The sequence below is a fragment of the Pseudomonas promysalinigenes genome, assembly GCF_014269025.2.
GTDB lineage: Bacteria > Pseudomonadota > Gammaproteobacteria > Pseudomonadales > Pseudomonadaceae > Aquipseudomonas > Aquipseudomonas promysalinigenes.
The window spans coordinates 4890064-4911255 of the sequence record NZ_CP077094.1; the positions used below are offsets into that span (position 1 = coordinate 4890064).

Consider the following 21192-nt stretch of genomic DNA (forward strand, 5'->3'; position numbering starts at 1 on the left):
CGGCGCACGGGCGGTAGATCTGCTGAGTGGGTGGCCGCTGTCGGGCACCGTATGGCGGTGCCCGCTGGCGGTCGGCTTACTTGCCGGCGTTGAAGGCGTTGTAGCTGGTCATCAGGTTGCGGTAGTCCGGGATGTGGTTGGAGCACAGCGCTGCCAGCCCCTCGACATCGTTGCGCCAGTCGCGGTGCAGCTCGCAGGCCACGCCGAACCAGGTCATCAGTTGCGCACCGGCCTGGCTCATGCGGTCGTGGGCAGCATCACGGGTCATGGCGTTGAAGGTGCCCGAGGCATCGGTGACCACGAACACATCGAACTCTTCCTCCAAGGCCGACAGCGCCGGGAAAGCCACGCACACTTCAGTCACCACGCCAGCGATGATCAGCTGCTTCTTGCCGGTGGCCTTCACTGCCTTGACGAAATCTTCGTTGTCCCAGGCGTTGATCTGGCCAGGGCGGGCGATGTACGGGGCATCCGGGAACAGTGCTTTCAGTTCCGGTACCAGCGGGCCATTGGGGCCTTGCTCGAAGCTGGTGGTGAGAATGGTCGGCAGGTTGAAGAACTTGGCGAGGTCTGCCAGGGCCAGCACGTTGTTCTTGAACGCATCTGGCTCGATGTCGCGGACCAGCGACAGCAGACCAGCCTGGTGGTCGACCAGCAGTACGGCAGCGTCGTCTTTGTTCAGGCGGTTGTATTTGAAGTTGGTCATGGTGGTAGCTCCTAAGGATTTGCTTGTCGGTAAGTTGGGTGTTTCGCGTTGATGGGAGAAGATTAAAACCAACACCTTTTGGCCGATAGACCATGTTTTTTGGCTTTAGCGTTCCATTTAAGGAACGATGGATTGGCGTTAGTTTTGCCTGCCTCGCGAGAACGTCGGCACACATAGCAACAGCTCGCGACATCCAATCCCTCGAATGCTGTAGGACATTTCCGAAACTGCCCCTACCCCGAAAATAACGGCCTCCTGGCTGCTAGGTTCCAGGCTTCCATCTTCAAAACAGAGGTGAGCCATGAGCCAACGCATGAACATTTTCGGCCGGGGTCAAGGCCTGGACGGCGACCAAACCACCACCGGCGCCGTCTGTATTGCCGGTAAGGCCAGGGGCCGCGTCCACGGCAGTGACTGGCTGCTCACAGGCGACCAGACCACCGCCTGCCCGCGCTGCGGTGAAGCGGGTACCATCATCGAAGGCGAGCCACGCTGGAGGCAGGACAACATCCCCACAGCTTTGGATGGCGCCCTGGTGAAGTGCGGGTGTCCGCTGGGCGACAATCGTGTCATTGCCCCGCTGCACCAACGCCCCGCTCCCCGCCAAACGCCTGCGCCGACAGCCGCCTTTGAGGCGCCTGCACAAGCCCGCGCCAATACGTCCGTGAGGGAGACCTACTCGCCCCAGACACTCCAGCCATCGCCGGTATCGCAAGGCATGGAGCCTGGCTTCTATATCATCCCGCGTTGCATGACGTACCAGGAGCTCCTGCTTGAGCTCGGCGCGCCACAGGCCAACCTGCCGCGCTCGCTTCTGGAGCGCCTGAATCCGACCTATCAGCAGGGGTTCAAGGCGGGAGAGATCTTCGTGATCGGCGACGGCCTGAGTCGACCGGTCTGTACCCAGGAAGAGTTGCATGCGATGAGCGCGGCGAAACAGGCGCGGGAGGCGTTGGCGAGCCTGACGCCGGAAGAGGCGGAATTCATGGTGCGGCATCAGGCGGAAATTGCAGGGTGGCTCAGCGAAATTAGCCTCTCAGTCGGAGTGAGTGAAGCGATGATGGCAAAGTCGCTGGGCGACATAACCCTTATCTTGCGAAAGATTGAAGAGTTGCATCAGCAGCAATTTGCCAAGCACGGACACCTGCGGAGTCGTGGGTTTTTCGCCGAACGCATGAAGCTGCTCAAACAATTAGATACGGCCCTCAAAGCAACCGTGCTGAACAAGCGCCTTGACCTTGGCAATTATGAAAGGTTGCGTCGGGATTTGGGCATCTCATCAAAAAGCCTGGTTCATCACTGGAGCAAAGCAGGGACACCTGGCCAGATCCCCGGATACTCAAAACACCTGGATAAACTGGCAAGCATTTCCAAGTATTTGAAGGCAGGGGGGCGTATAGGCATTGGCATTGGTGGTGTTGGCTCGGTAGTGAAAATTTCCGACGTGTGCCGAGCGGGCGATGCCAGGGCCTGCGAAAAAGTCAAAGTTACTGAGGCAGGGAATTTCTCCGGTGGCTTGGCCGGGGGCTGGGCTGGAGGCAAGGCGGGAGCTAAAGCTGCTGCAAAAGTTTGCTGGAGAATCGGACATCCTAAAGCCGTGTTCATATGCGGAATAGCCATAACCGGGGCGGGAGCTTACCTCGGAAGCACTAAAGGGATGAAGTACGGCGAGGAATTTTCGGACCTGATCTTCGAGACGCTTCACGATGACTGATCAACTCGACGTCAAAGTTAAGCTTTTTTTACTGGCCGCTCCATTCTGTCTCAGCTTGATCGGGCTTTCATTAGATCTCTATATTGCCTGCAGCCGGGATTTCAAAGTAATGACTTCAGCACTTCAAAGGAGTGACTGCCTACCCTTTGCGAAATTTTTGTATGGGCAGCAAGGCTTAAGATCCAAAACCCTCATCATCTCCGTGATATCAAGCGAGCTTATGTTCCCTAACGCCAGAATTCGCCGAGGATCACTGGATGCTCAGGACTATCTAGAATTCCCCAAAGGTCTGAGAACAAGGTTGGTCATCGCCGCTTGGTTTAATATAGCTGGCTTCACTTGGCTGATCGTAAACGGCTTCATCCTATAACTGTAAAAAGCGGGAGTGAAAAATACGGAGAACCAAGCAAGCCGTTGTCGAGGCCAGTCAACGGCCTGCTATTTCGAATCGAGAGCGCCCCATTGCCTGCTACCTCAACCTGCTCTATTACTACGCACAGCCCTCCCCTCACCCCCGAGACTTCCATGCTGGCGTTCATCCAGTCGTCCCCGTTGTTGCTCGGCACCGCCCTGATCCTGCTAGACCTTGTGCTCTGGCAGCTGATCCCTATCCAGCGCCGGGCCTGGCGCATCGGCACGCGGCTGGTGATCTTCCTGCTGTTCAGCGCGGTGCTGGTGGCTGCCGGGATGAGCCCGCTGCAACCGCCGCCGTGGCCCGACGATGTCTCGCGCAACCTGATCGCCACGGTATTGGCCATTGGCTGGTGGCTGTTCGGCGCGCGCACGGTGACGGTGGTGTTCGGCTTACTGCTGGGCGCGCGCAGCAGCCATGGTGGCCGCTTGCTGCAGGATGTACTGGGGGCGTTGATCTTTCTGGCGGCCGTGGTGGCCGCCGCCGGCTATGTGCTGCAACTGCCGGTCAAAGGCCTGCTGGCCACTTCGGGGGTGATGGCCATTGTCATCGGCCTGGCGCTGCAGAGCACACTGGCCGACGTTTTCAGTGGCATCGTGCTGAACACCACGCGGCCCTATCAGATTGGCGATTCGATCTCCATCGACGGCACCGAGGGCAAGGTGTTGGATATCGACTGGCGCGCCACGCGCCTGCTGACCGGCAGTGGCAGCCTGGCGGTGGTGCCAAACTCGGTGGCGGCCAAGGCAAGGTTGCTCAACCACAGTCGCCCGGCCGATGTGAATGGGGTGTCGATCAGCGTGGTAGTACCAGCCAAGGTACGGCCCAAACGGGTTTTCGATGCGTTGGAGAAGGCTTTGCAAGGCACCAGTGCGATTCTTGCCTCACCCAAACCCAAGGTCACGGTGAAAACCTCGACCTTGGACTCGGTGGAGTATGAAGCCAGCGGTTTCATTGCGGACATGGCTGGCAAGAACGACGCGCGCAACCAGCTGTTCGACCTGGCGCATCGTCACCTGGAAGCCAGCGGGGTGATGTGGAACGTCGACTTGGCTACACCGCCACGCAGCCGCCAGCGCGAGGTGCTGGACGAGGTGCGGGTTTTCCGTTCGCTCAGCAGTGAAGAGCGCGATGCGTTGAGCCAGCGCATGACGGCCGTGGAATACCTGGCAGACCAGGTGATTCTGGAGGTCGGTGAGCAGTCAGATCATCTGCTGGTGATTGGCAGCGGTGTTGTGTCAGCGTCTGTGCGCGATGGCGACAAGCTGCTGGAAGCAGGGCGAATGGGGCCAGGTGAGGTGCTGGGGATCGAGGGGATCATCGACGAGGACGACTCGATGGCCGAGTTCCGCACGCTGACCAGTTGCGTGTTGTACCGGATCGACAAGCAGCAGGTGAAAAGCTGTTTGCAGCAGCGCGGCGATGTTCAGACGGCGTTGAGCAAGTTGCAGCGGTTCCGCCAGCAGAGCCGAGAGTCGTTACTGCTGCAGAAGCCGGCTTTGGTCAAGAAAGGCGGCTTCCTCAGTTGGCTGCATAAATAGTCCTGTAGCGGCCTCTTCGCGGTGACTCGTCACGAAGAGGCCATGACTTACAGCACAACCCTCAAGCATTGCCCAGCGTGATACAGCGAGAAGCCGGACTCGTAGAACGCAGTGCGCAACGAAGGCGCACTGACGCCGACCATCGGCGAGAACGGAATCGGCAGACTGTCGGCCTCACCCTTGAGCAGAAACTCGGCCAACGCCCGGCCAATCACTGTCCCGGTGGTGTTGCCACGGCCGTTATACCCGGTCACAGCCACCAACCCCGGCGCCGGCTCGAACAGCCGCATCAAATGGTCTGGGGTGAAGTCGATGCAGCCGGTCCAGTGCATTTCCCACTCGACCTTGCCCAATTGCGGGTAGTAGTGGCTTTGGATACGGTCGGCCCAGCTGCGCACGAACCAGGCCGGCTTGTTGTCGACCCGGCCAAGGCTGCCCAGCAACAGGCGGCCCTGATCGTCACGGCGGATGCTGCTGAGCACGGTACGGGTGTCCCACGAACCCTGGCCGTGCGGCAACACCTTGTCGGCGGCGGCGCCCTGCAGCGGCTTGGACGCCACCTGGTAGTAGTAACCACGGAAGAACTGCTTTTGCAGGTTGCTCCAGTCGCCTTCGGTGTAGGCGCCCGTGGAGATCACCACCTTGTCGGCGCGAACCGAACCCCGCGCGGTCTTCACCCGCCAGGCATCGCCTTCGCGCTCAAGGCCTTCGACCGAGGATTGCTGGAACAACCTGCCGCCCAGGCGCGCCACGGCGGCGGCCAGGCCCTGGGTGTAGCCCATAGGGTTGATGGTGCCGGCGCGGCGGTCCAGCAGCGCTGCAGAGATTTTGTCGGTGCCGCAGTATTCCTGGCACTGGCTGCCGGTCAGCAACTGCACGTCGGCACCGCGGCGGCGCCATTGCTCATGGCGGGCCTCGAGGTCGGCGATACCGGTGGCGTTGTGCGCCATGTGCAGCGTGCCTTTATGCTGGGCCTGGCAGTCGATGCCGAGGCGTTCGATCATGTCGAACACTTGCGCGGGGGCTTCGCCGAGCACCTTGTTCAGGCGGCTACCCTGCTTGTGACCCAAGGTGGCTTCGACATCATCAGGGCGGATCCAAGTGCCGGCGTTGACCAGCCCCACGTTGCGCCCGGAGCCGCCGTGGCCGATCTTCCAGGCCTCCAGCACAATCACCGACTTGCCCTGTTCGAGCAAGTGCACAGCCGCTGACAGGCCGGTGATGCCACCGCCGATCACGCAGACATCGGCCTTGTGTTCACCGGCCAGCGCCTGGCTGGCGACGCTCGGTTGGCTGACGTGTTCCCACAAGCATTGTTGACGCAGTTCGGACATGGCCCGGCTCCAGCGATTTGTTCTTGTTTGGGGCTGCTTTGCAGCCCATTCGCGGGTAAACCCGCTGCTATTAGGGATCTGCATCGCATGCACGATGCCCATAGAAGCGGGTTTACCCACGAAACGGGGGCAACGCCCCCGCCTGAGCCCATCAGTCGAACACGATACCCTGCGCCAGCGGCAGCTCACGCGAGTAGTTCACAGTGTTGGTCTGGCGACGCATGTAGCCTTTCCAGGCATCGGAACCCGACTCACGACCGCCGCCCGTTTCCTTCTCGCCACCGAACGCCCCGCCAATCTCTGCGCCGCTGGTACCAATGTTGACGTTGGCGATGCCACAGTCGCTGCCCGAAGCGCTCTGGAAGCGCTCGGCCTCGCGAATGTCGGTGGTGAAAATGCACGAGGACAGGCCCTGTGGCACTTCGTTATTCAGGCGCAGAGCCTCTTCGAAGTCGTCATATGCCAGCACGTAGAGGATCGGCGCAAAGGTTTCATGGCGCACTACGTCGCTCTGGGCCGGCATCTCGGCAATGGCAGGCGACACGTAGTAGGCATTGGGGTATTGCTCGGCCAACTGACGCTCGCCACCGAATACCTGACCGCCTTCGTCGCGGGCCTTGGCCAATGCACCTTGCATGGCGTCGAAGGACTGCTTGTCGATCAGCGGGCCGACCAGGTTGTCCTTGCGTGGGTCACCGATACGCACCTTGCCATAGGCTGCTTTGACACGGGCTACCACTTCGTCCTTGATCGAGCGATGCACGATCAGACGGCGCAGGGTGGTGCAGCGCTGGCCAGCGGTGCCTACGGCGGAGAACAGGATGCCGCGCACGGCCAGGTCCAGGTCGGCGCTTGGGGCGAGGATCATGGCGTTGTTGCCGCCCAGCTCGAGGATACTGCGGCCAAAACGTGCCGCCACGCGCGGCCCGACTTCACGGCCCATGCGGGTGCTACCGGTGGCGCTGACCAGCGGTACGCGTGGGTCGTCGACCATCGCTTCGCCAGCTTCGCGACCGCCAATGACCAGTTGCGCCAAGCCTGCCGGGGCGTCACCGAAGGCCTTCAGGGCTTTTTCGAACAGTGCCTGGCAAGCCAAGGCGGTCAGCGGCGTCTTCTCGGACGGTTTCCATACCACCGAGTTGCCAGCCACCAACGCCAACGCGGTGTTCCAAGCCCACACGGCCACTGGGAAGTTGAACGCGCTGATCACACCGACAACACCCAGCGGGTGCCAGGTTTCACGCATGTGGTGGCCAGGGCGCTCGGAGGCGATGGTCAGACCATACAGCTGACGCGACAGGCCAACGGCGAAATCACAAATGTCGATCATTTCCTGCACCTCACCCAGGCCTTCCTGGGTGATCTTGCCGGCCTCGATCGACACCAACTCGCCAAGGTCGGCCTTATGCTCACGCAGCACTTCACCGAACAGGCGCACCAGTTCGCCACGGCGCGGGGCCGGCACGCTGCGCCAGGCTTCGAAGGCTTGCTGGGCCTGATCGATGCGGGCGGTAGTCTCGGCCTTGCCGAGCAGTTTCACCGAGGCGATCTGGCTGCCGTCGATCGGCGTGTGAACAGGGTAATCGCCCTGGGTGTAAGCCTCGGCGGCAACGCCCAGGCGCTCGAGCAATCCAGCAACCATTTGTGCTTCTCCTACATCGGGTGATGGGGTGGAAAAATGATGTGGATCAGTATTAATCCGATCACACCCATGCAACAAACGACCTTTATTCCGCATATCATTCCCCCAGGTAATGATTAAAGCTGGAAAGCCCCCTATGTCCAAACGCCTGGTGCCCTCCATGACCGCCCTGCAGTGCTTCGAAGCTGCGGCCCGTCACCTGAGTTTCACCCGCGCAGCCGAGGAGCTGCACCTGACCCAGAGCGCGGTCAGCAAGCAGGTCGCACAGCTTGAAGAGATGCTGCGCCACCACCTGTTCCTGCGCATCCGCAGGCGCCTGCAACTCACCCCTGCCGGCAGCCTGTATTTGGCAGAGGTGAACAAGATTCTCACCCAGGTCGATATGTCCAGCCGCTACGTGCTCACCTACGGCGAGCAAACCGAGATACTCAAGGTAGCCACTCAACCGAGTTTCGGCGTGCGCTGGCTAATCCCGCACCTCAAGGGTTTCGGCAAACGCCACGGCAATATCCACCTCGACATTCGCAACGAAATGGAGCCGTTCGCCCTGCTGCAGGGTTCGGCGGATGTGGTGTTCTTCTATGGCCAGGGCACCTGGCCGGGCGCAACCTGCGTCGAGTTGTTCGGTGAGGAGGTAGTGCCCGTGTGCGCGCCGGAGCTGCTGGCGGGGCGTACGCTGGAGGATGCCGGTGAACTGGCGGATAGGGTGCTTCTGCAAAGCACTTCGCGCCCACAGGCCTGGCATGAATGGTTTCTGGAGTTGGGCTTGCACAGTGTCAGCGCCTACCACGGCCCGCGCTTCGATACCTTCTACATGGCGCTCAGTGCAGCGCAGGCTGGGTGTGGCGTAGCGCTGGTGCCTCGCTACCTGGTGGCCAAAGAGTTGGCCGAAGGCAGCCTGGTGGTTGCCTGGAACCATGCGATGCCAAGTGCCGGCAAGCATTACCTGGGCTATGCCGAGCATGCGGCCGAAGTGCCCAAAGTCAGGGCGCTGGTGGAATGGGTGGGCGAGCAGCTGAAGAACTGAAGGTCGATCAAAAATGGAATGACTGACACACTTTTTTTCGCTTGTGAGCCAAGTGCATTCCCAGCTTTCATGTAAGCGTCCGAACTCAACCAGGAAGCTAGCGATGCCCGCCCACGATTTCGTCAGCCCCGACAGCATCCGCGCGCAGTTCTCTGCCGCCATGTCGCTCATGTACAAACAGGAAGTGCCGCTGTACGGCACGCTGCTGGAGCTGGTGAGCGAAATCAACCAGCAGGTCCTGGCCGAGCAGCCCGAGGTTTCCAACGCCCTGCGCTGGACTGGCGAGCTTGAGCGTCTGGACCAGGAGCGCCACGGTGCCATCCGGGTGGGTAGCGCCGAAGAGTTGGCAACCATCGCTCGTCTGTTCGCGGTGATGGGCATGACGCCGGTCGGTTACTACGACCTGAGCTCTGCCGGCGTACCGGTACACTCCACCGCGTTTCGCGCCGTGCATGAGCAGTCGCTGCACGCCAGCCCCTTCCGGGTGTTCACCTCGTTGCTGCGCCTTGAGCTGATCGACGATGTCAAATTGCGCGAAATGGCCCAGGAAATTCTGGCCAAGCGCAAGATTTTCACCGCCCGCACCTTGGAGCTGATTGCTCAGGCCGAACGCGATGGTGGCCTCACTGCTGCTGACGCCGACGAATTCGTGAGCGAAGCGCTGCACACCTTCCGCTGGCACCATGACGCAACTGTAACTGCCGAGCAGTACCAGCAATTGCACGACCAGCACCGCCTGATTGCCGACGTTGTGGCCTTCAAGGGCCCGCACATCAATCACCTGACCCCACGCACCCTGGACATCGACGCGATCCAGGCCGGGATGCCAGCCAAAGGCATACCGCCCAAGGCCGTGATCGAAGGGCCGCCTACCCGTCGTCATCCGATTCTGCTGCGCCAGACCAGCTTCAAGGCACTGCAGGAGCAGGTTGCCTTCAGTGATCACCAAGGCAGCCATACGGCTCGCTTTGGCGAAATCGAGCAGCGTGGCGCGGCGCTGACGCCCAAGGGGCGCCAACTGTACGACCGGTTACTGGATGCCACCCGTGCAGCCCTGGGTGGCGCACCGGCCGAGGCCAATGCCGAGCGCTACATGGCGCTGCTGCAGGAGAGCTTTGCCGAGTTTCCGGATGACCTGGCGCAGATGCGCGAACAAGGGTTGGCGTACTTCCGCTACTTCGCCACCGAGCAGGGTCTGGCCGCACGCACGCGCACCGACCGGCCCACTACGTTGCAAGGGCTGATCGCTGCTGGCCATGTGCATTTCGAAGCATTGGTGTACGAGGACTTTCTGCCGGTGAGCGCGGCGGGGATCTTCCAGTCGAACCTCGGCGACGATGGCCAGGCGGACTACGGTAGCAATGCCAATCGTGAGGCGTTCGAAGCCGCGCTGGGGCTGCAGGTGCAGGATGAACTCGCGCTGTATGCGCAAAGTGAGCAGCGCTCGATTCAGGCCTGTGCCCAGGCCCTTGAACTGGGCTCGCTGTAACCCATCGGGCTCGCTTCGCGGCTCACCGGCAAGTGAGCCGCGAAGCGAGCCCGTTCAGCCTCAACGGAAGCGATCCACTTCCTGACGCAACTGCGCCGCCAAACCTTCCAGCTCCCGCGCTGTGAAGGCCAGCTCCTTGGCCACATCACGCTGCTCGCTGTTGGCCTGGGCAATGCTCTGCAAATTGCGGCTAAGCACGGTGGCGGTGCTGCTTTGCTCCTGGGTCGCCGTGCTGATCACCGCGAACTGCTCACCTGCCGTACGGCTTTGCTCATCGATTCGCGCCAGCGCCTGGGCAACTTTGTCGTTGCGCGCCAGGCCTTCCTGCATCAATTGGTTGCCCTGCTCCAGGGTATCGATGGCATGGCCAGTCTGCTGCTGGATGCTGGTGATCATCCCTGAAATCTCATCGGTCGCCTGGCGCGTGCGTGCTGCCAGCCCACGTACCTCGTCCGCCACCACGGCAAAGCCACGGCCCTGCTCCCCAGCCCGCGCAGCCTCGATCGCCGCGTTCAGCGCCAGCAGGTTGGTTTGCTCAGCAATCGCCGTGATCACGCTGATGATGCCGCCGATTTCTTGAGAGCGTGCGCCCAGGCTATCCATCACCGTGGCAGTGCCGCCCAACGCTTGGGCAATCTGCTTGAGCGAGCCAGAGGCTTCGTCCATGGCGCTGCGGCCGATACGCGTCTGCTGGGCATTGTCACGGGCCATGCGTTCGGTACCCGCCATGTTGTCGGCGATGTTCATCGAGGTGGCGCTGAACTCCTCCACCGCGCCAGCCATGCTGGTGATCTCGCCTGATTGTTGATCCATGCCCTCGCAGGCTCCGGCAGAAAGCCCGGACAGCGAGCGCGCACGGCTGCTGACCTGCTCGGAAGCACTACGAATGTGCGCGACCATGTTCGCCAACGCTTCGCCCATCTGGTTGAAGCTGCGTGCCAGCTGGCCAATCTCGTCGTGGCTGGTCACACTCAAGCGCGCATTCAGGTCGCCAGCACCCAGTGCCTCGGCCTGGCGCACCAGATCATCCAGCGGGCGCAATTTGCGTCGCAGCAGCCACAACGTGGCGGCCACCGCCAGCAGCATGGCCAGCAGGCTGCCGATGGCCAGGCGCATGCCCACACTCCAGGTCACCTCGCGGATCTCTGCCTTGGGCATGCTGGCGACCACTGTCCAGGGGCCCTCGGCAAATGGCGCGCTGGCACTGAACAGGTCCTGATCAGCGTTGGCCGGTGGCACCAGCCATTGGTCCTGAGCATCGCGGATGGCCAACGAGCCGGTGGTACCGATGCGAAAACGCTTGAGGTTGGCGAATTGCGCGTTCTGCGCATCGGTGTAGTCGAAGCCGACGAACAAAACCGCGATCACTCGCCCGCTGCTGTCGCTGACCGGCACGTACCGGGTCATGTAGTTACGATCGAACAGCACGGCACGGCCCACGTACATTTGCCCGGCTAGCAGCTTGGAATAGGCCGGATGCTGGCGATCGAGCTGGGTGCCGATGGCACGTGTGCCGTCTTGTTTTTTGAGGTTGGTGCTGATGCGCACGAAATCATCGCCACTGCGCACGAACACCGTCGCAATGCCTGCGGTCATCTGCTGAAATTCGTCGACCACCTGGAAGTCGTTGTTCACTAGCCGATCACCCAGATAAAGAGCCGGTGTAGCCTGGCCTGCAACCTCCACGCTCTCACCTGGATGCAGCGTGAGGCCCGAAGCGAAGCGGCGTTCGAACAAGCCGCTCAGGCGCTGGGTATTGTCTTTCAGGGAGCCATGGAAGGTGTCGAGCTGATCGGCCAACAGCCGTGCTTCACTGGCGAGGTGGGCCTGGCGTGTTGCTAGGTTGGCATCGTCCAGCGCACGCAGGGCGAACAAAGTACTGCCGGAAATCACCAGCGCCAGCACGATGGCGAGGGCAACACCGAGTTGCGAGGCAATCCGGGCACGCGGTTGAGACATAAAGCAGCTCCTGGCAAGAGGCCGGGATCATCCTGATCGCACTGACCACCCGCTTGAATGACGACGGGGAAGCGCGTCCTCTTGCGGGACGCTGGTGCCAGTCAATCGGCGTCGCCGATGAATACTTGAGTGTCGGGCCGGGGTATTGGCAAACGTTTTCCTTAGTTGGCCATTGCATGGGTTGACCCCGCAGGAGCGCCACTGCAGGCAATCAAAGCGCCGGCAGGATCTCTACCGCTGGCAAGTCCACTGCCGCCGCCTCCTCCTGCAGAAACAGGCTCAAGCGCCGCAGCCGCTCGCCGCCTGGCCGGGTGCGCGGCCACACCAGGTAATAGTCCAGCCCGCTGGGCACCGCCGTCGGCCAAGGCAAGCTCAGGCGCCCCTGAGCCACGTCCTCGGCCACCATCAACAAGTCACCCATCGACACTCCATAGCCCCGAGCTGCAGCGATCATGCCCAGCTCCAGCGTATCGAACACCTGCCCGCCTTTGATCGACACCTGATCGCTCAGGCCCATGCGCTCGAGCCATTCGCGCCAGTCACGTTTGTCGGGGGTTGGGTGCAGAAGCTCGATGCCCGCCAGTCGCCGCTCGTCCCAAGGCCCGTGCTTGAGCAGATCCGGCGCCCCCACCGGAATCAGCAGCTCGGGAAACAAGCGCCGCACCTCCCAGTCTGCGGGAAATACCCCGTCACTGAGCAGCACCGCGCAATCGAACGGCTCCTGGTTGAAGTCCACATGGTCGACGTCCATCCAGGCGCTGGTCAGCTGCACCTCATTACCGGGCTGCAGGTGGCGGAAGTGGCTCAGCCGTGCCAGCAACCAACGCATGGTAAGGGTCGAGGGCGCCTTCATGCGCAGAATGTCATCCTCACCGCGCAAGGTGTCGCACGCCCGTTCCAGAGCGGCGAAACCTTCACGTACACCGGGCAGCAGCATGCGCGCCGCTTCGGTCAGTTGCAGATTACGGCCACTGCGCACGAACAGCTTGCAGCCGAAGTGATGTTCGAGGGTGTGGATATGCCGGCTGACTGCACTTTGGGTGATCGACAGCTCTTCACCTGCGCGGGTGAACGAGTTCAAACGCGCAGCCGCTTCGAATGCGCGCAGTGCATACAGCGCTGGTAGCTGGCGAGACATGGCACACCTGTAATCATTGGGTGGAAAACCATTGCCAAGCCATCATATATGGATGAGTTCAACTCATGCCAACCATCGCTTTTATCCTTTTGTGCAAAGTTGACCAAAGCCTCAGAATCGTCCCTCGCTCACAGGATCAAACACAAGGACCACACCCATGCACGTCGCGCCCACCCAAGAACTCAAGGCTCTACTGCGCCTGGCTGGGCCGTTGATCGCCTCGCAGTTGGCGCACATGCTGATGGTGCTCACCGACACCCTGATGATGGCCCGTATCAGCCCGCAAGCTTTGGCCGGAGGCGGCCTGGGCGCGGCCAGCTATTCGTTCGTGTCGATCTTCTGCCTGGGTGTGATTGCCGCAGTCGGCACCTTGGTAGCAATCCGCAAGGGCGCCAACGACATCGAGGGCGCAACCCGCTTGGCACAGAACGGCCTATGGCTGGCCTGGGGGCTGGCGCTGCTGGCAGCACTGGTGTTGTGGAACCTCAAACCTGTGCTGTTGCTGTTCGGTCAGCAGCCGGAAAACGTCGACTCGGCCGCCGAATTCCTCACCCTGCTGCCCTTGGCGCTGCCCGGCTACCTGACCTTCATGGCCCTACGAGGTTTCACCAGTGCACTGGGCCACTCGACGCCAGTCATGGTCATCAGCCTGGTCGGTACATTACTCAACTACCTGTTCAACGTTGCCCTGATCGAAGGCATGTTCGGCCTGCCGAAGCTGGGCCTGATGGGCATCGGCTTGGTCACCTCGGTGGTGTCGATGGGCATGGCTATCGCATTGGCGTTGTACATCCGCTGGCACCGCGCCTATACCGATTACCCACTGCGCAAAGGGCTATCGCGGCCTTCGCTGCCGGCCCTGCGTGAACTCTGGCGGCTGGGCCTGCCCATTGGCGGCACTTACATGGTGGAAGTTGGCTTGTTCGCCTTCGCCGCATTGTGCATGGGCGTGCTGGGCAGCACGCAACTGGCAGCGCATCAGATCGCTTTGCAGATCGTCTCGACCGCTTTCATGGTGCCGACCGGCCTCTCGTATGCGGTGACCATGCGGGTGGGTTTGTACTACGGCGCCGGCAACCTGCTGGCGGCACGCAGTGCCGGGCGCGTGGGCATCGGCTTCGGGGCGATGATCATGTTCGGCTTCGCGGCGTTGTTCCTGCTGCTGCCGGACGCGCTAGTGGGATTGTTCATCGACCGTGATGATCCAGGCTTCACCGCGATCTACCAGCTGGCCGTGCAGCTGCTGATGGTGGCTGCGTGGTTTGAACTGTTCGATGGTATGCAGAGCATCGCCATGGGCTCGATCCGCGGCTTGAAGGATGCCAAGACCACATTCCTGATCGGTTTATGCTGCTATTGGCTGATAGGCGCGCCCAGCGCCTGGTTGTTCACCTTCACCCTGGGCGGTGGGGCTGTAGGAGTATGGTGGGGGCTGGCGTTGGGGCTGGCCTGCGCCGCGGTGGCGCTGACCTTTGGTTTCGAGTGGCGGATGAAACGCTTGCTGGGCAGGGCGGGGGTTGGGGCTGCCTCGCCGGTCTGACTGAAGGGCTCTTACCAGGTAAACCCGCTCCTGCAGCGCTCGCATGAGACTGCGGGGCGGGCTCACCCGCCAAGGGGCCTAAAGCGCGGCAGCCATGGGGCTATTGGGCGCCTGCAGCAGATAGTCGATCAATTCCTCTACCGGCAAAGGCCTACTGACCAGGAACCCTTGCACCTGGTCACAACCGAACTGGCGTAGCAAAGCCATCTGCTCCGGGCTTTCCACACCTTCGGCTACCACTTCCAGGTTCAGGTTGTGCGCCAGGTTGATCATGGCATGCACCAATTTTCGGTTCTCTTCGCGCAACTCCATTTCGGCGACGAAGCTGCGGTCGACCTTGAGCAGGGTGATCGGCAAGCTGTTCAGGTGCACGAAGGACGAGAAGCCGGTGCCAAAGTCGTCCAGCGAAAAACGCACCCCCAAACGCCCCAATGCGTCCATGGTCTGGCGCACCAGCTCGTTGCGGCGCATCACGGCTGTTTCGGTGAGTTCGAACTCGAGCCAGCGGGCATCGATCCCATGTTCGACGATCAGCCTGCTTAGCGTGGCCAGCAACTGGCTGTCCTGGAACTGGCGGAAACTCAGGTTCACCGCCATGTGCAAAGGTTGCAGCCCGCGCTCGTGCAAGGCCTGCATATCGCGCAGGGCTCGAGAAATTACCCAATACCCCAGCGGCACGATCAGCCCACTCTGCTCGGCCAACGGTACGAATTCGCTGGGCGGCAGCAGGCCACGCTCGGCGTGGCGCCAGCGCACCAGTGCTTCGAGGCCGACGATGCGCCCATCGGCAAGGTTCAGCCGTGGCTGGTAGTGCAGTTCCAGTTCATCGCGGCGCAGTGCCCGGCGCAGCTCGCTTTCCAGGTCCGCCAGGCTGCGGGCATTGCGATTGATCCGTTCGTTGAACACATGGAACGTGCAGCCCTGGCTGCCTTTGGCCTGGCGCATGGCGATGTGCGCATGCCACATCAGCGGGTCTGCCCCGCCCTGGGCTCGGGCGTGGGCCAGGCCAAGGCTGCAGCCCAGCAGCAGGCTTTCACCGTCGATCCAGTAGGGCTCGGCCAACGCCTCGACGATGCGTTCGGCGATCCATTCGGCACGGTTCGGGTCACGGCGCGTGTCGATCAGCAAGGCGAATTCATCGCTGCCAAGGCGCGCCAACTGGTCACCTGCCTCCAGTTGCTGCTTGAGCCGCGACACCACCTGCAGGATCAGCCGATCACCGCATTGATGGCCGAGCGCATCGTTGACGTGGCGAAAGTTGTCCAGGTCCAGGTGGCCAAGGGCAACGCCACGGCCTTCGTTCTCTGCCAGGCGGGTGGTCAGCAATGCCTGGAAACCCTGGCGGTTGGCGATGCCTGTCAGTGGGTCCTGCTCGGCAAGGCGCTGCAAGGTTGCTACCAGCACGCCGCGCTCGCGCACGTGGCGCAAGGAGCGGCGCAGGGTATCGGCATTGAGTTGGTTTCGTACCAGCCAGTCACTGACGCCCGTAGGTGATGTGTCTGGCTCATGCTCGAGCAACACGATGGTCGGCAGCTCGCAGCGACCGGGTGCCGGCTGTAGGGCCGGCGTGGCCAGCACCACCGCATGGCGGTCATGGCTGAACAAGGTGTCGACCGCCGCCCAGTTCGGCGCGGTCAGCAACACAGCGCTGCCTTCGAGCGGCAGCAAGCATTTGCGTAGCAAGGCGGCCCATTCCGGCTCATCGGCCAGCAACAGCAAACGCAAAGGTTCGACAGGCGTGGACAAGCAGGCTCCTTAAAACTCTAAAGGCGTAGCGTTGAATACCGGATATGCTACTGCATAAATGAAAATGATTTTCACTTTTAGCATATCCTTTGCCGGCAGTGCCTCCCGTCGCATTTTGACGTGCATCCTGCGCCAAACGGGGCAAACCGGCAATTGCGATTTTTTCGGTGAATAGCATTAGTTTGACTAATGCTTATCCGCGTATAAAAGTCTGACCCAAACGTCAGACGGTCGCGCCATTAAGGCCCCATGCCTGTTAGAATGCGCGGCTATTTTCTGGCGACCCCCGGTTTCTAGCATGTCCCGACTCAACCCCCGGCAACAGGAAGCCCGTGACTATGTCGGCGGCCCTCTATTGGTGCTCGCCGGTGCAGGCTCGGGCAAAACCAGCGTGATCACACGCAAGATTGCCCACCTCATCCAGAACTGCGGCATCCGTGCCCAGTACATCGTGGCGATGACCTTCACCAACAAGGCCGCCCGCGAGATGAAGGAGCGGGTCGCCACCCTGCTGCGCCCAGGGGAAGGTCGGGGCCTGACGGTGTGTACCTTCCACAACCTGGGCCTGAACATCATCCGCAAGGAACACGAGCGCCTGGGCTACAAGCCTGGTTTCTCGATCTTCGACGAATCCGACATCAAGGCGCTGCTGTCGGACATCATGCAGAAGGAATATTCAGGCGACGACGGCATCGACGAGATCAAGAACATGATCGGTGCCTGGAAAAACGACCTGATCCTGCCCACCGAAGCCCTGGAAAAAGCGCGCAACCCCCGCGAGCAGACCGCCGCCATTGTCTACACCCACTACCAGCGCACGCTCAAGGCTTACAATGCGGTGGACTTCGACGATTTGATCCTGCTGCCGGTCAAGCTGTTCCAGGAGCACCCCGACGTGCTCGAGCGCTGGCAGAACCGTGTGCGTTACCTGTTGGTGGACGAGTACCAAGACACCAACGCCAGCCAGTACCTGCTGGTCAAGATGCTGATCGGCATGCGCAACCAGTTCACGGTGGTGGGCGATGACGACCAGTCCATTTACGCCTGGCGCGGCGCGCGGCCGGAAAACCTGATGCTGCTCAAGGAGGATTACCCCTCCCTGAAGATCGTCATGCTCGAACAGAACTACCGCTCCACCAGCCGCATTCTGCGCTGCGCCAACGTGCTGATCGCCAACAACCCGCACGCTTTCGAGAAGCAGCTGTGGAGCGAGATGGGCGTGGGCGACGAGATCCGTGTGATCCGCTGCAAGAACGAGGAAGCCGAGGCCGAACGCGTGGCCATGGAAATCCTCACCCTGCACCTGCGAACCAACCGACCGTACAGCGACTTCGCCATCCTGTACCGCGGCAACTACCAAGCCAAATTGATCGAACTGAAGCTGCAGCACCATCAGGTGCCGTATCGCCTGTCGGGCGGCAACAGCTTCTTCGGCCGCCAGGAGGTCAAGGACCTCATGGCCTACCTGCGCTTGCTGGTGAACCCGGACGACGACAACGCCTACCTGCGCGTGATCAACGTACCGCGTCGGGAGATCGGCTCCACCACCCTGGAAAAGCTCGGCAACTATGCCACCGAGCGGGGCATCTCGATGTATGCCGCCAGCGAGGAGCTGGGCCTGGGCGAGCACCTGGACGCGCGTTACACCGAGCGCCTGCAGCGCTTCAAGCACTGGCTTGACGGGGTACGTCACAAGGTTGCCCTGGACGACCCGATTGCCGCCCTGCACGAGATGATCCGCGACATCGACTACGAGAACTGGATCCGTCAACAGACCGCCAGCGACAAGGCGGCGGAGTTTCGCATCAGCAACGTCTGGTTCCTGGTCGACGCGCTGAAGAACACCCTTGAGAAGGATGAAGAGGGTGACATGACCATCGAAGACGCCATTGGCAAGCTGGTGCTGCGCGACATGCTCGAACGCCAGCAGGAAGAAGAAGAGAACGCCGAGGGCGTGCAGATGATGACCCTGCACGCCTCCAAGGGCTTGGAATTTCCTTACGTATTCATCATGGGCATGGAGGAGGAAATCCTCCCCCACCGCTCCAGCATCGAGGCCGATACCATCGAAGAGGAGCGCCGCCTGGCCTACGTGGGTATTACCCGCGCCCGCCAGACCCTGGCCTTCACCTTCGCGGCCAAGCGCAAGCAGTACGGCGAGATCATCGACTGCACGCCTAGCCGCTTCCTTGATGAATTACCGCCCGACGACCTGGCCTGGGAAGGCCTGGACGACGCCCCGGTGGAGGTGAAAGCCGCGCGCGGCAATAACGCTCTGGCCGATATCCGGGCAATGCTCAAACGCTGATCAACCATTACTCTTTAACTCTGCCGCTTTCAGCGGCCACCTTTGTTACGTCGAGGAATACCACAGTGCAAGCACTGCATCAGAAGATTCGCGAAGAAGGCATCGTGCTTTCCGATCAGGTTCTCAAAGTCGACGCGTTTCTCAACCACCAGATCGACCCGGCGCTGATGCAGCTGATAGGTGACGAGTTCGCCCGCCTGTTCGCCGATGCCGGCGTCACCAAGATCGTCACCATCGAAGCCTCAGGCATCGCCCCGGCGGTGATGACCGGCCTCAAGCTGGGCGTACCGGTGATTTTCGCGCGCAAGCATCAGTCGCTGACCCTGACCGAAAACCTGCTGACGGCCTCGGTGTACTCCTTCACCAAGCAGACCGAGAACACCGTGGCCATTTCGCCGCGCCACCTCAACAGCAGCGACCGCGTGCTGGTGATCGACGACTTCCTGGCCAATGGCAAGGCGTCCCAGGCGTTGATCTCGATCATCAAGCAAGCCGGTGCCACGGTGGCGGGCCTGGGGATCGTCATCGAGAAGTCGTTCCAGGGCGGTCGCGCCGAACTGGACAGCCAGGGCTACCGCGTCGAGTCGCTGGCTCGGGTGAAGTCGCTCGAAGGCGGTGTGGTCAGCTTCATCGAGTAAGCCCCCGACCTGGTGCTCCCTGTAGCAGCGGGTTCACCCGCGAAGGCGATGGCGTATGCCAAATCGCGTCCGCCAGTGAACCCTCTGCTATACGCCAAGGTGTGCGCTCAAGCTCATTGAGTGGCTTGCAAGCCTGCCAGCAGCAAGCGCTGGTACAACTCATCCTTGAGACCCTGCGGCTGGTCCAGCTGCATTCGCGCCAAGTGCGCCTCATAACCCTCAGGCCCCGGCGCATCCAGTGTGGCCTTACCCAGCTCCAGCGCCTCACTGAGCTTGAACTTGCTCTTCAACCAATTCAGCGCGCGCAACAGATCGCGTTCCTCAGCCGTGAAGTCCGTGCCCAGGGGATACTCCGGAAACAGCCGGGCATGCTGCGCCTTGATGGCTTCCAGGCGCTGCGGCGTGTTGTCGGTAAAACGTGGATCGAGCTGAAAATCCTGGGCCAGCTTGCCTGCCTCCTTGGCCTGCGCGAGCAATCGATCCTGAAACCGCGAATCGCTGATCGCCAGTAAGCGCGCAATTACCTCGCTGTCGGTTTGCCCGCGCAGGTCGGCAATACCATATTCGGTCACCACGATATCGCGCAGGTGACGTGGAATCGTGCAGTGGCCGTAGCGCCAGAACAGGTTGGATGTCACCTCACCGCCGGCCTCGCGCCAACTGCGCAGCAACAGGATCGAGCGCCCGCCCTCCAAGGCATGGCCTTGCGCTACGAAGTTGTATTGCCCGCCTACGCCGCTGAGCACCCGGCCATCTTCGAGCTGGTCGGCCACACCGGCGCCGAGCAGGGTCATGCCAAATACCGTGTTGACGAAGCGGGCATCCCGGCGCTGATGGCGCTTGAGGTCTTCCTCGCCGTATAGCTCGTTGATGAAGCTGATGCGGGTCATGGCGAAACGGGCACGTTGCTCCAGCGACATCTCCCGTAACCGCTGGTAGAAAGCCTGGGGCCCAAGGAAGAAGCCGCCGTGCACCAGCGTACCCCGCTCGTCCACTGGGCGACGCACCACACCGGCTTCGGCCAGCGCCAGCAGGCCGTTGACGAACATTTCGCTGCAGCCATACAAGCCTTGGGCAAAAGGGTCCAGCCCCCCTTCCCGCTCTATCAACCCTTGCCAACTGCCCAAGCCCAACGCCTCAAGCAACGCCCGGTAGCCTGGGTTGTCGCCCTGACGGGCGAGCAACGCAGCGGCCAGGGCATCACCCATGGCGCCAATACCGATCTGTAACGTGCCGCCATCGCGCACCAAGGTGCTGGCGTGCAGGCCGATGCAGTGATCCTGCGTCGTGACCGGCATGTTGGGGGTGGAAAACAGCCGGCGCTGCTCTGCTTCGTCGATCAGTAGGTCGAACGCATCGATCGGCAACTCGGCATCGCCGGGCATGTAAGGCAACTCACTGTGCACTTGCCCGAGCATGAGGATGGTTTCGCCCGCGGCACGCCGCTTGGCGATCATCGGTTGCAGATCGAGGGTGATATCAGGGTTGCAGGCCAGGCTCAGATGCACGGGTTTTTCTGGCGTGGCGGCAACCAGCTGGGCGATCAGGTTCAGACCCTTGGCATTGATGTCACGGGCTGCGTGGCTGTAATTGCTGCTGATGTAGTCCTGCTGTGCGGTTTCGCTGTGCAGCAAGCTGCCGGGCTGCATGAAGAACTGCTCGACGCGCACATTTGGCGGCAGGCTGTCGTTGCGCAGGTCGGCGAGGTAGCGGAGCTCTTCGTAATCAGCGAACACGCGCTCGACGAAGGGCTCGATGAAGCGCCTCTGCAGCCCATCGCCCACGGCAGGTCGACCAAGCGAGAGTGCGGTGTAGATCGTCAGGCGGCGCTCGGGTAGCTCGCTTATCCGGGCATAGAGCGCATTGACGAACGCGTTGGGTTTACCCAGGCCCAGCGGTAGCCCCATATGTATGTGGGTTGGCAGGCGGGAGAGAACGTGCTCGACGGCCTGGTCGATGGAGCAGAGGTGCATCGAGGCCTCCTGAATCATCCATGGG

General features: G+C 61.6%; 15 protein-coding genes and 1 pseudogene. 8 read left to right on the forward strand and 8 right to left on the reverse strand.

What is annotated here, in order from left to right; all coding sequences use genetic code 11:
* Nucleotides 1-76: 76 nt before the first annotated feature.
* On the reverse strand, nucleotides 77-706 hold the full coding sequence (gene ycaC / locus HU725_RS22125) for an isochorismate family cysteine hydrolase YcaC (protein ID WP_060477200.1): 630 nt from the start codon (nucleotides 704-706) through the stop codon (nucleotides 77-79).
* A gap of 301 nt (nucleotides 707-1007) precedes the next feature.
* Here ycaC and HU725_RS22130 point away from each other — a divergent pair, with 301 nt between their 5' ends.
* From HU725_RS22130 to HU725_RS22140, 3 genes are all read left to right on the forward strand, one after another.
* Nucleotides 1008-2420 carry a PAAR domain-containing protein gene (locus HU725_RS22130; protein WP_186476189.1) on the forward strand — a complete coding sequence of 471 codons (1413 nt, stop codon included), beginning with the start codon at nucleotides 1008-1010 and terminating at the stop codon, nucleotides 2418-2420.
* Nucleotides 2413-2790: a hypothetical protein gene (locus tag HU725_RS22135; protein ID WP_186476188.1), complete on the forward strand. Its 378-nt coding sequence runs from the start codon at nucleotides 2413-2415 to the stop codon at nucleotides 2788-2790. Before HU725_RS22130 ends, HU725_RS22135 begins: the two co-directional genes overlap by 8 nt.
* A 155-nt stretch (nucleotides 2791-2945) precedes the next feature.
* Nucleotides 2946-4373 carry a mechanosensitive ion channel family protein gene (locus tag HU725_RS22140; RefSeq protein ID WP_186476187.1) on the forward strand — a complete coding sequence of 476 codons (1428 nt, stop codon included), beginning with the start codon at nucleotides 2946-2948 and terminating at the stop codon, nucleotides 4371-4373.
* Nucleotides 4374-4420: 47 nt separating this feature from the next.
* Here HU725_RS22140 and amaA read toward each other — a convergent pair whose 3' ends face one another.
* Together amaA and amaB are read right to left on the reverse strand one after the other, a co-directional pair.
* A complete protein-coding gene (gene amaA / locus HU725_RS22145; protein WP_186476186.1) occupies nucleotides 4421-5707 on the reverse strand; it encodes an L-pipecolate oxidase in 1287 nt (428 codons plus the stop codon).
* Between the two features lie 151 nt (nucleotides 5708-5858).
* Nucleotides 5859-7349: an L-piperidine-6-carboxylate dehydrogenase gene (gene amaB / locus HU725_RS22150; protein ID WP_186476185.1), complete on the reverse strand. Its 1491-nt coding sequence runs from the start codon at nucleotides 7347-7349 to the stop codon at nucleotides 5859-5861.
* Nucleotides 7350-7485: 136 nt separating this feature from the next.
* Between amaB and HU725_RS22155 the strand changes: the two genes are divergently transcribed.
* Together HU725_RS22155 and hglS are read left to right on the forward strand one after the other, a co-directional pair.
* Nucleotides 7486-8376, forward strand: a complete 891-nt coding sequence (locus HU725_RS22155; RefSeq protein WP_186476184.1) for a LysR family transcriptional regulator — start codon at nucleotides 7486-7488, stop codon at nucleotides 8374-8376.
* A 103-nt stretch (nucleotides 8377-8479) separates the two neighbouring features.
* The gene (gene hglS / locus HU725_RS22160; protein ID WP_060477205.1) at nucleotides 8480-9865 is read left to right on the forward strand and encodes a 2-oxoadipate dioxygenase/decarboxylase HglS; all 1386 of its coding nucleotides are present in this window, start codon (nucleotides 8480-8482) and stop codon (nucleotides 9863-9865) included.
* 60 nt (nucleotides 9866-9925) lie between these two features.
* On the opposite strand, the gene HU725_RS23275 is transcribed toward hglS, so the two are convergent.
* The 3 genes and pseudogenes from HU725_RS23275 to HU725_RS22170 all read right to left on the reverse strand — a co-directional run bounded on the left by HU725_RS23275 (nucleotide 9926) and on the right by HU725_RS22170 (nucleotide 12962).
* The gene (locus tag HU725_RS23275) at nucleotides 9926-10786 is read right to left on the reverse strand and encodes a methyl-accepting chemotaxis protein (RefSeq protein WP_409489152.1); all 861 of its coding nucleotides are present in this window, start codon (nucleotides 10784-10786) and stop codon (nucleotides 9926-9928) included.
* Nucleotides 10784-11824: pseudogene (locus HU725_RS23280) on the reverse strand (Cache 3/Cache 2 fusion domain-containing protein); the annotation flags it as partial. The pseudogene HU725_RS23280 and the gene HU725_RS23275, both read right to left, overlap by 3 nt.
* Nucleotides 11825-12035: 211 nt before the next feature.
* Entirely contained in the window at nucleotides 12036-12962 is a 927-nt protein-coding gene (locus tag HU725_RS22170; RefSeq protein WP_060477207.1) for a LysR substrate-binding domain-containing protein, read from the reverse strand.
* Between the two features lie 157 nt (nucleotides 12963-13119).
* Here HU725_RS22170 and HU725_RS22175 point away from each other — a divergent pair, with 157 nt between their 5' ends.
* Nucleotides 13120-14502, forward strand: a complete 1383-nt coding sequence (locus HU725_RS22175; RefSeq protein WP_186476182.1) for a NorM family multidrug efflux MATE transporter — start codon at nucleotides 13120-13122, stop codon at nucleotides 14500-14502.
* Nucleotides 14503-14580: 78 nt separating this feature from the next.
* Here the strand turns inward: HU725_RS22175 and HU725_RS22180 are convergent, their stop codons facing one another.
* Nucleotides 14581-16248 (reverse strand): putative bifunctional diguanylate cyclase/phosphodiesterase, encoded by a 1668-nt coding sequence (locus HU725_RS22180; RefSeq protein ID WP_186476181.1) that lies wholly within the window; start codon nucleotides 16246-16248, stop codon nucleotides 14581-14583.
* A 298-nt stretch (nucleotides 16249-16546) separates the two neighbouring features.
* Between HU725_RS22180 and rep the strand changes: the two genes are divergently transcribed.
* Nucleotides 16547-18556 carry a DNA helicase Rep gene (gene rep / locus HU725_RS22185; protein ID WP_060477210.1) on the forward strand — a complete coding sequence of 670 codons (2010 nt, stop codon included), beginning with the start codon at nucleotides 16547-16549 and terminating at the stop codon, nucleotides 18554-18556.
* 65 nt (nucleotides 18557-18621) lie between these two features.
* Complete coding sequence (locus HU725_RS22190; RefSeq protein WP_060477211.1) at nucleotides 18622-19194, forward strand: xanthine phosphoribosyltransferase; 573 nt, start codon at nucleotides 18622-18624, stop codon at nucleotides 19192-19194.
* Between the two features lie 113 nt (nucleotides 19195-19307).
* Here the strand turns inward: HU725_RS22190 and HU725_RS22195 are convergent, their stop codons facing one another.
* A complete protein-coding gene (locus HU725_RS22195) occupies nucleotides 19308-21167 on the reverse strand; it encodes an acetyl-CoA hydrolase/transferase C-terminal domain-containing protein (RefSeq protein WP_186476180.1) in 1860 nt (619 codons plus the stop codon).
* Nucleotides 21168-21192 lie beyond the last annotated feature (25 nt).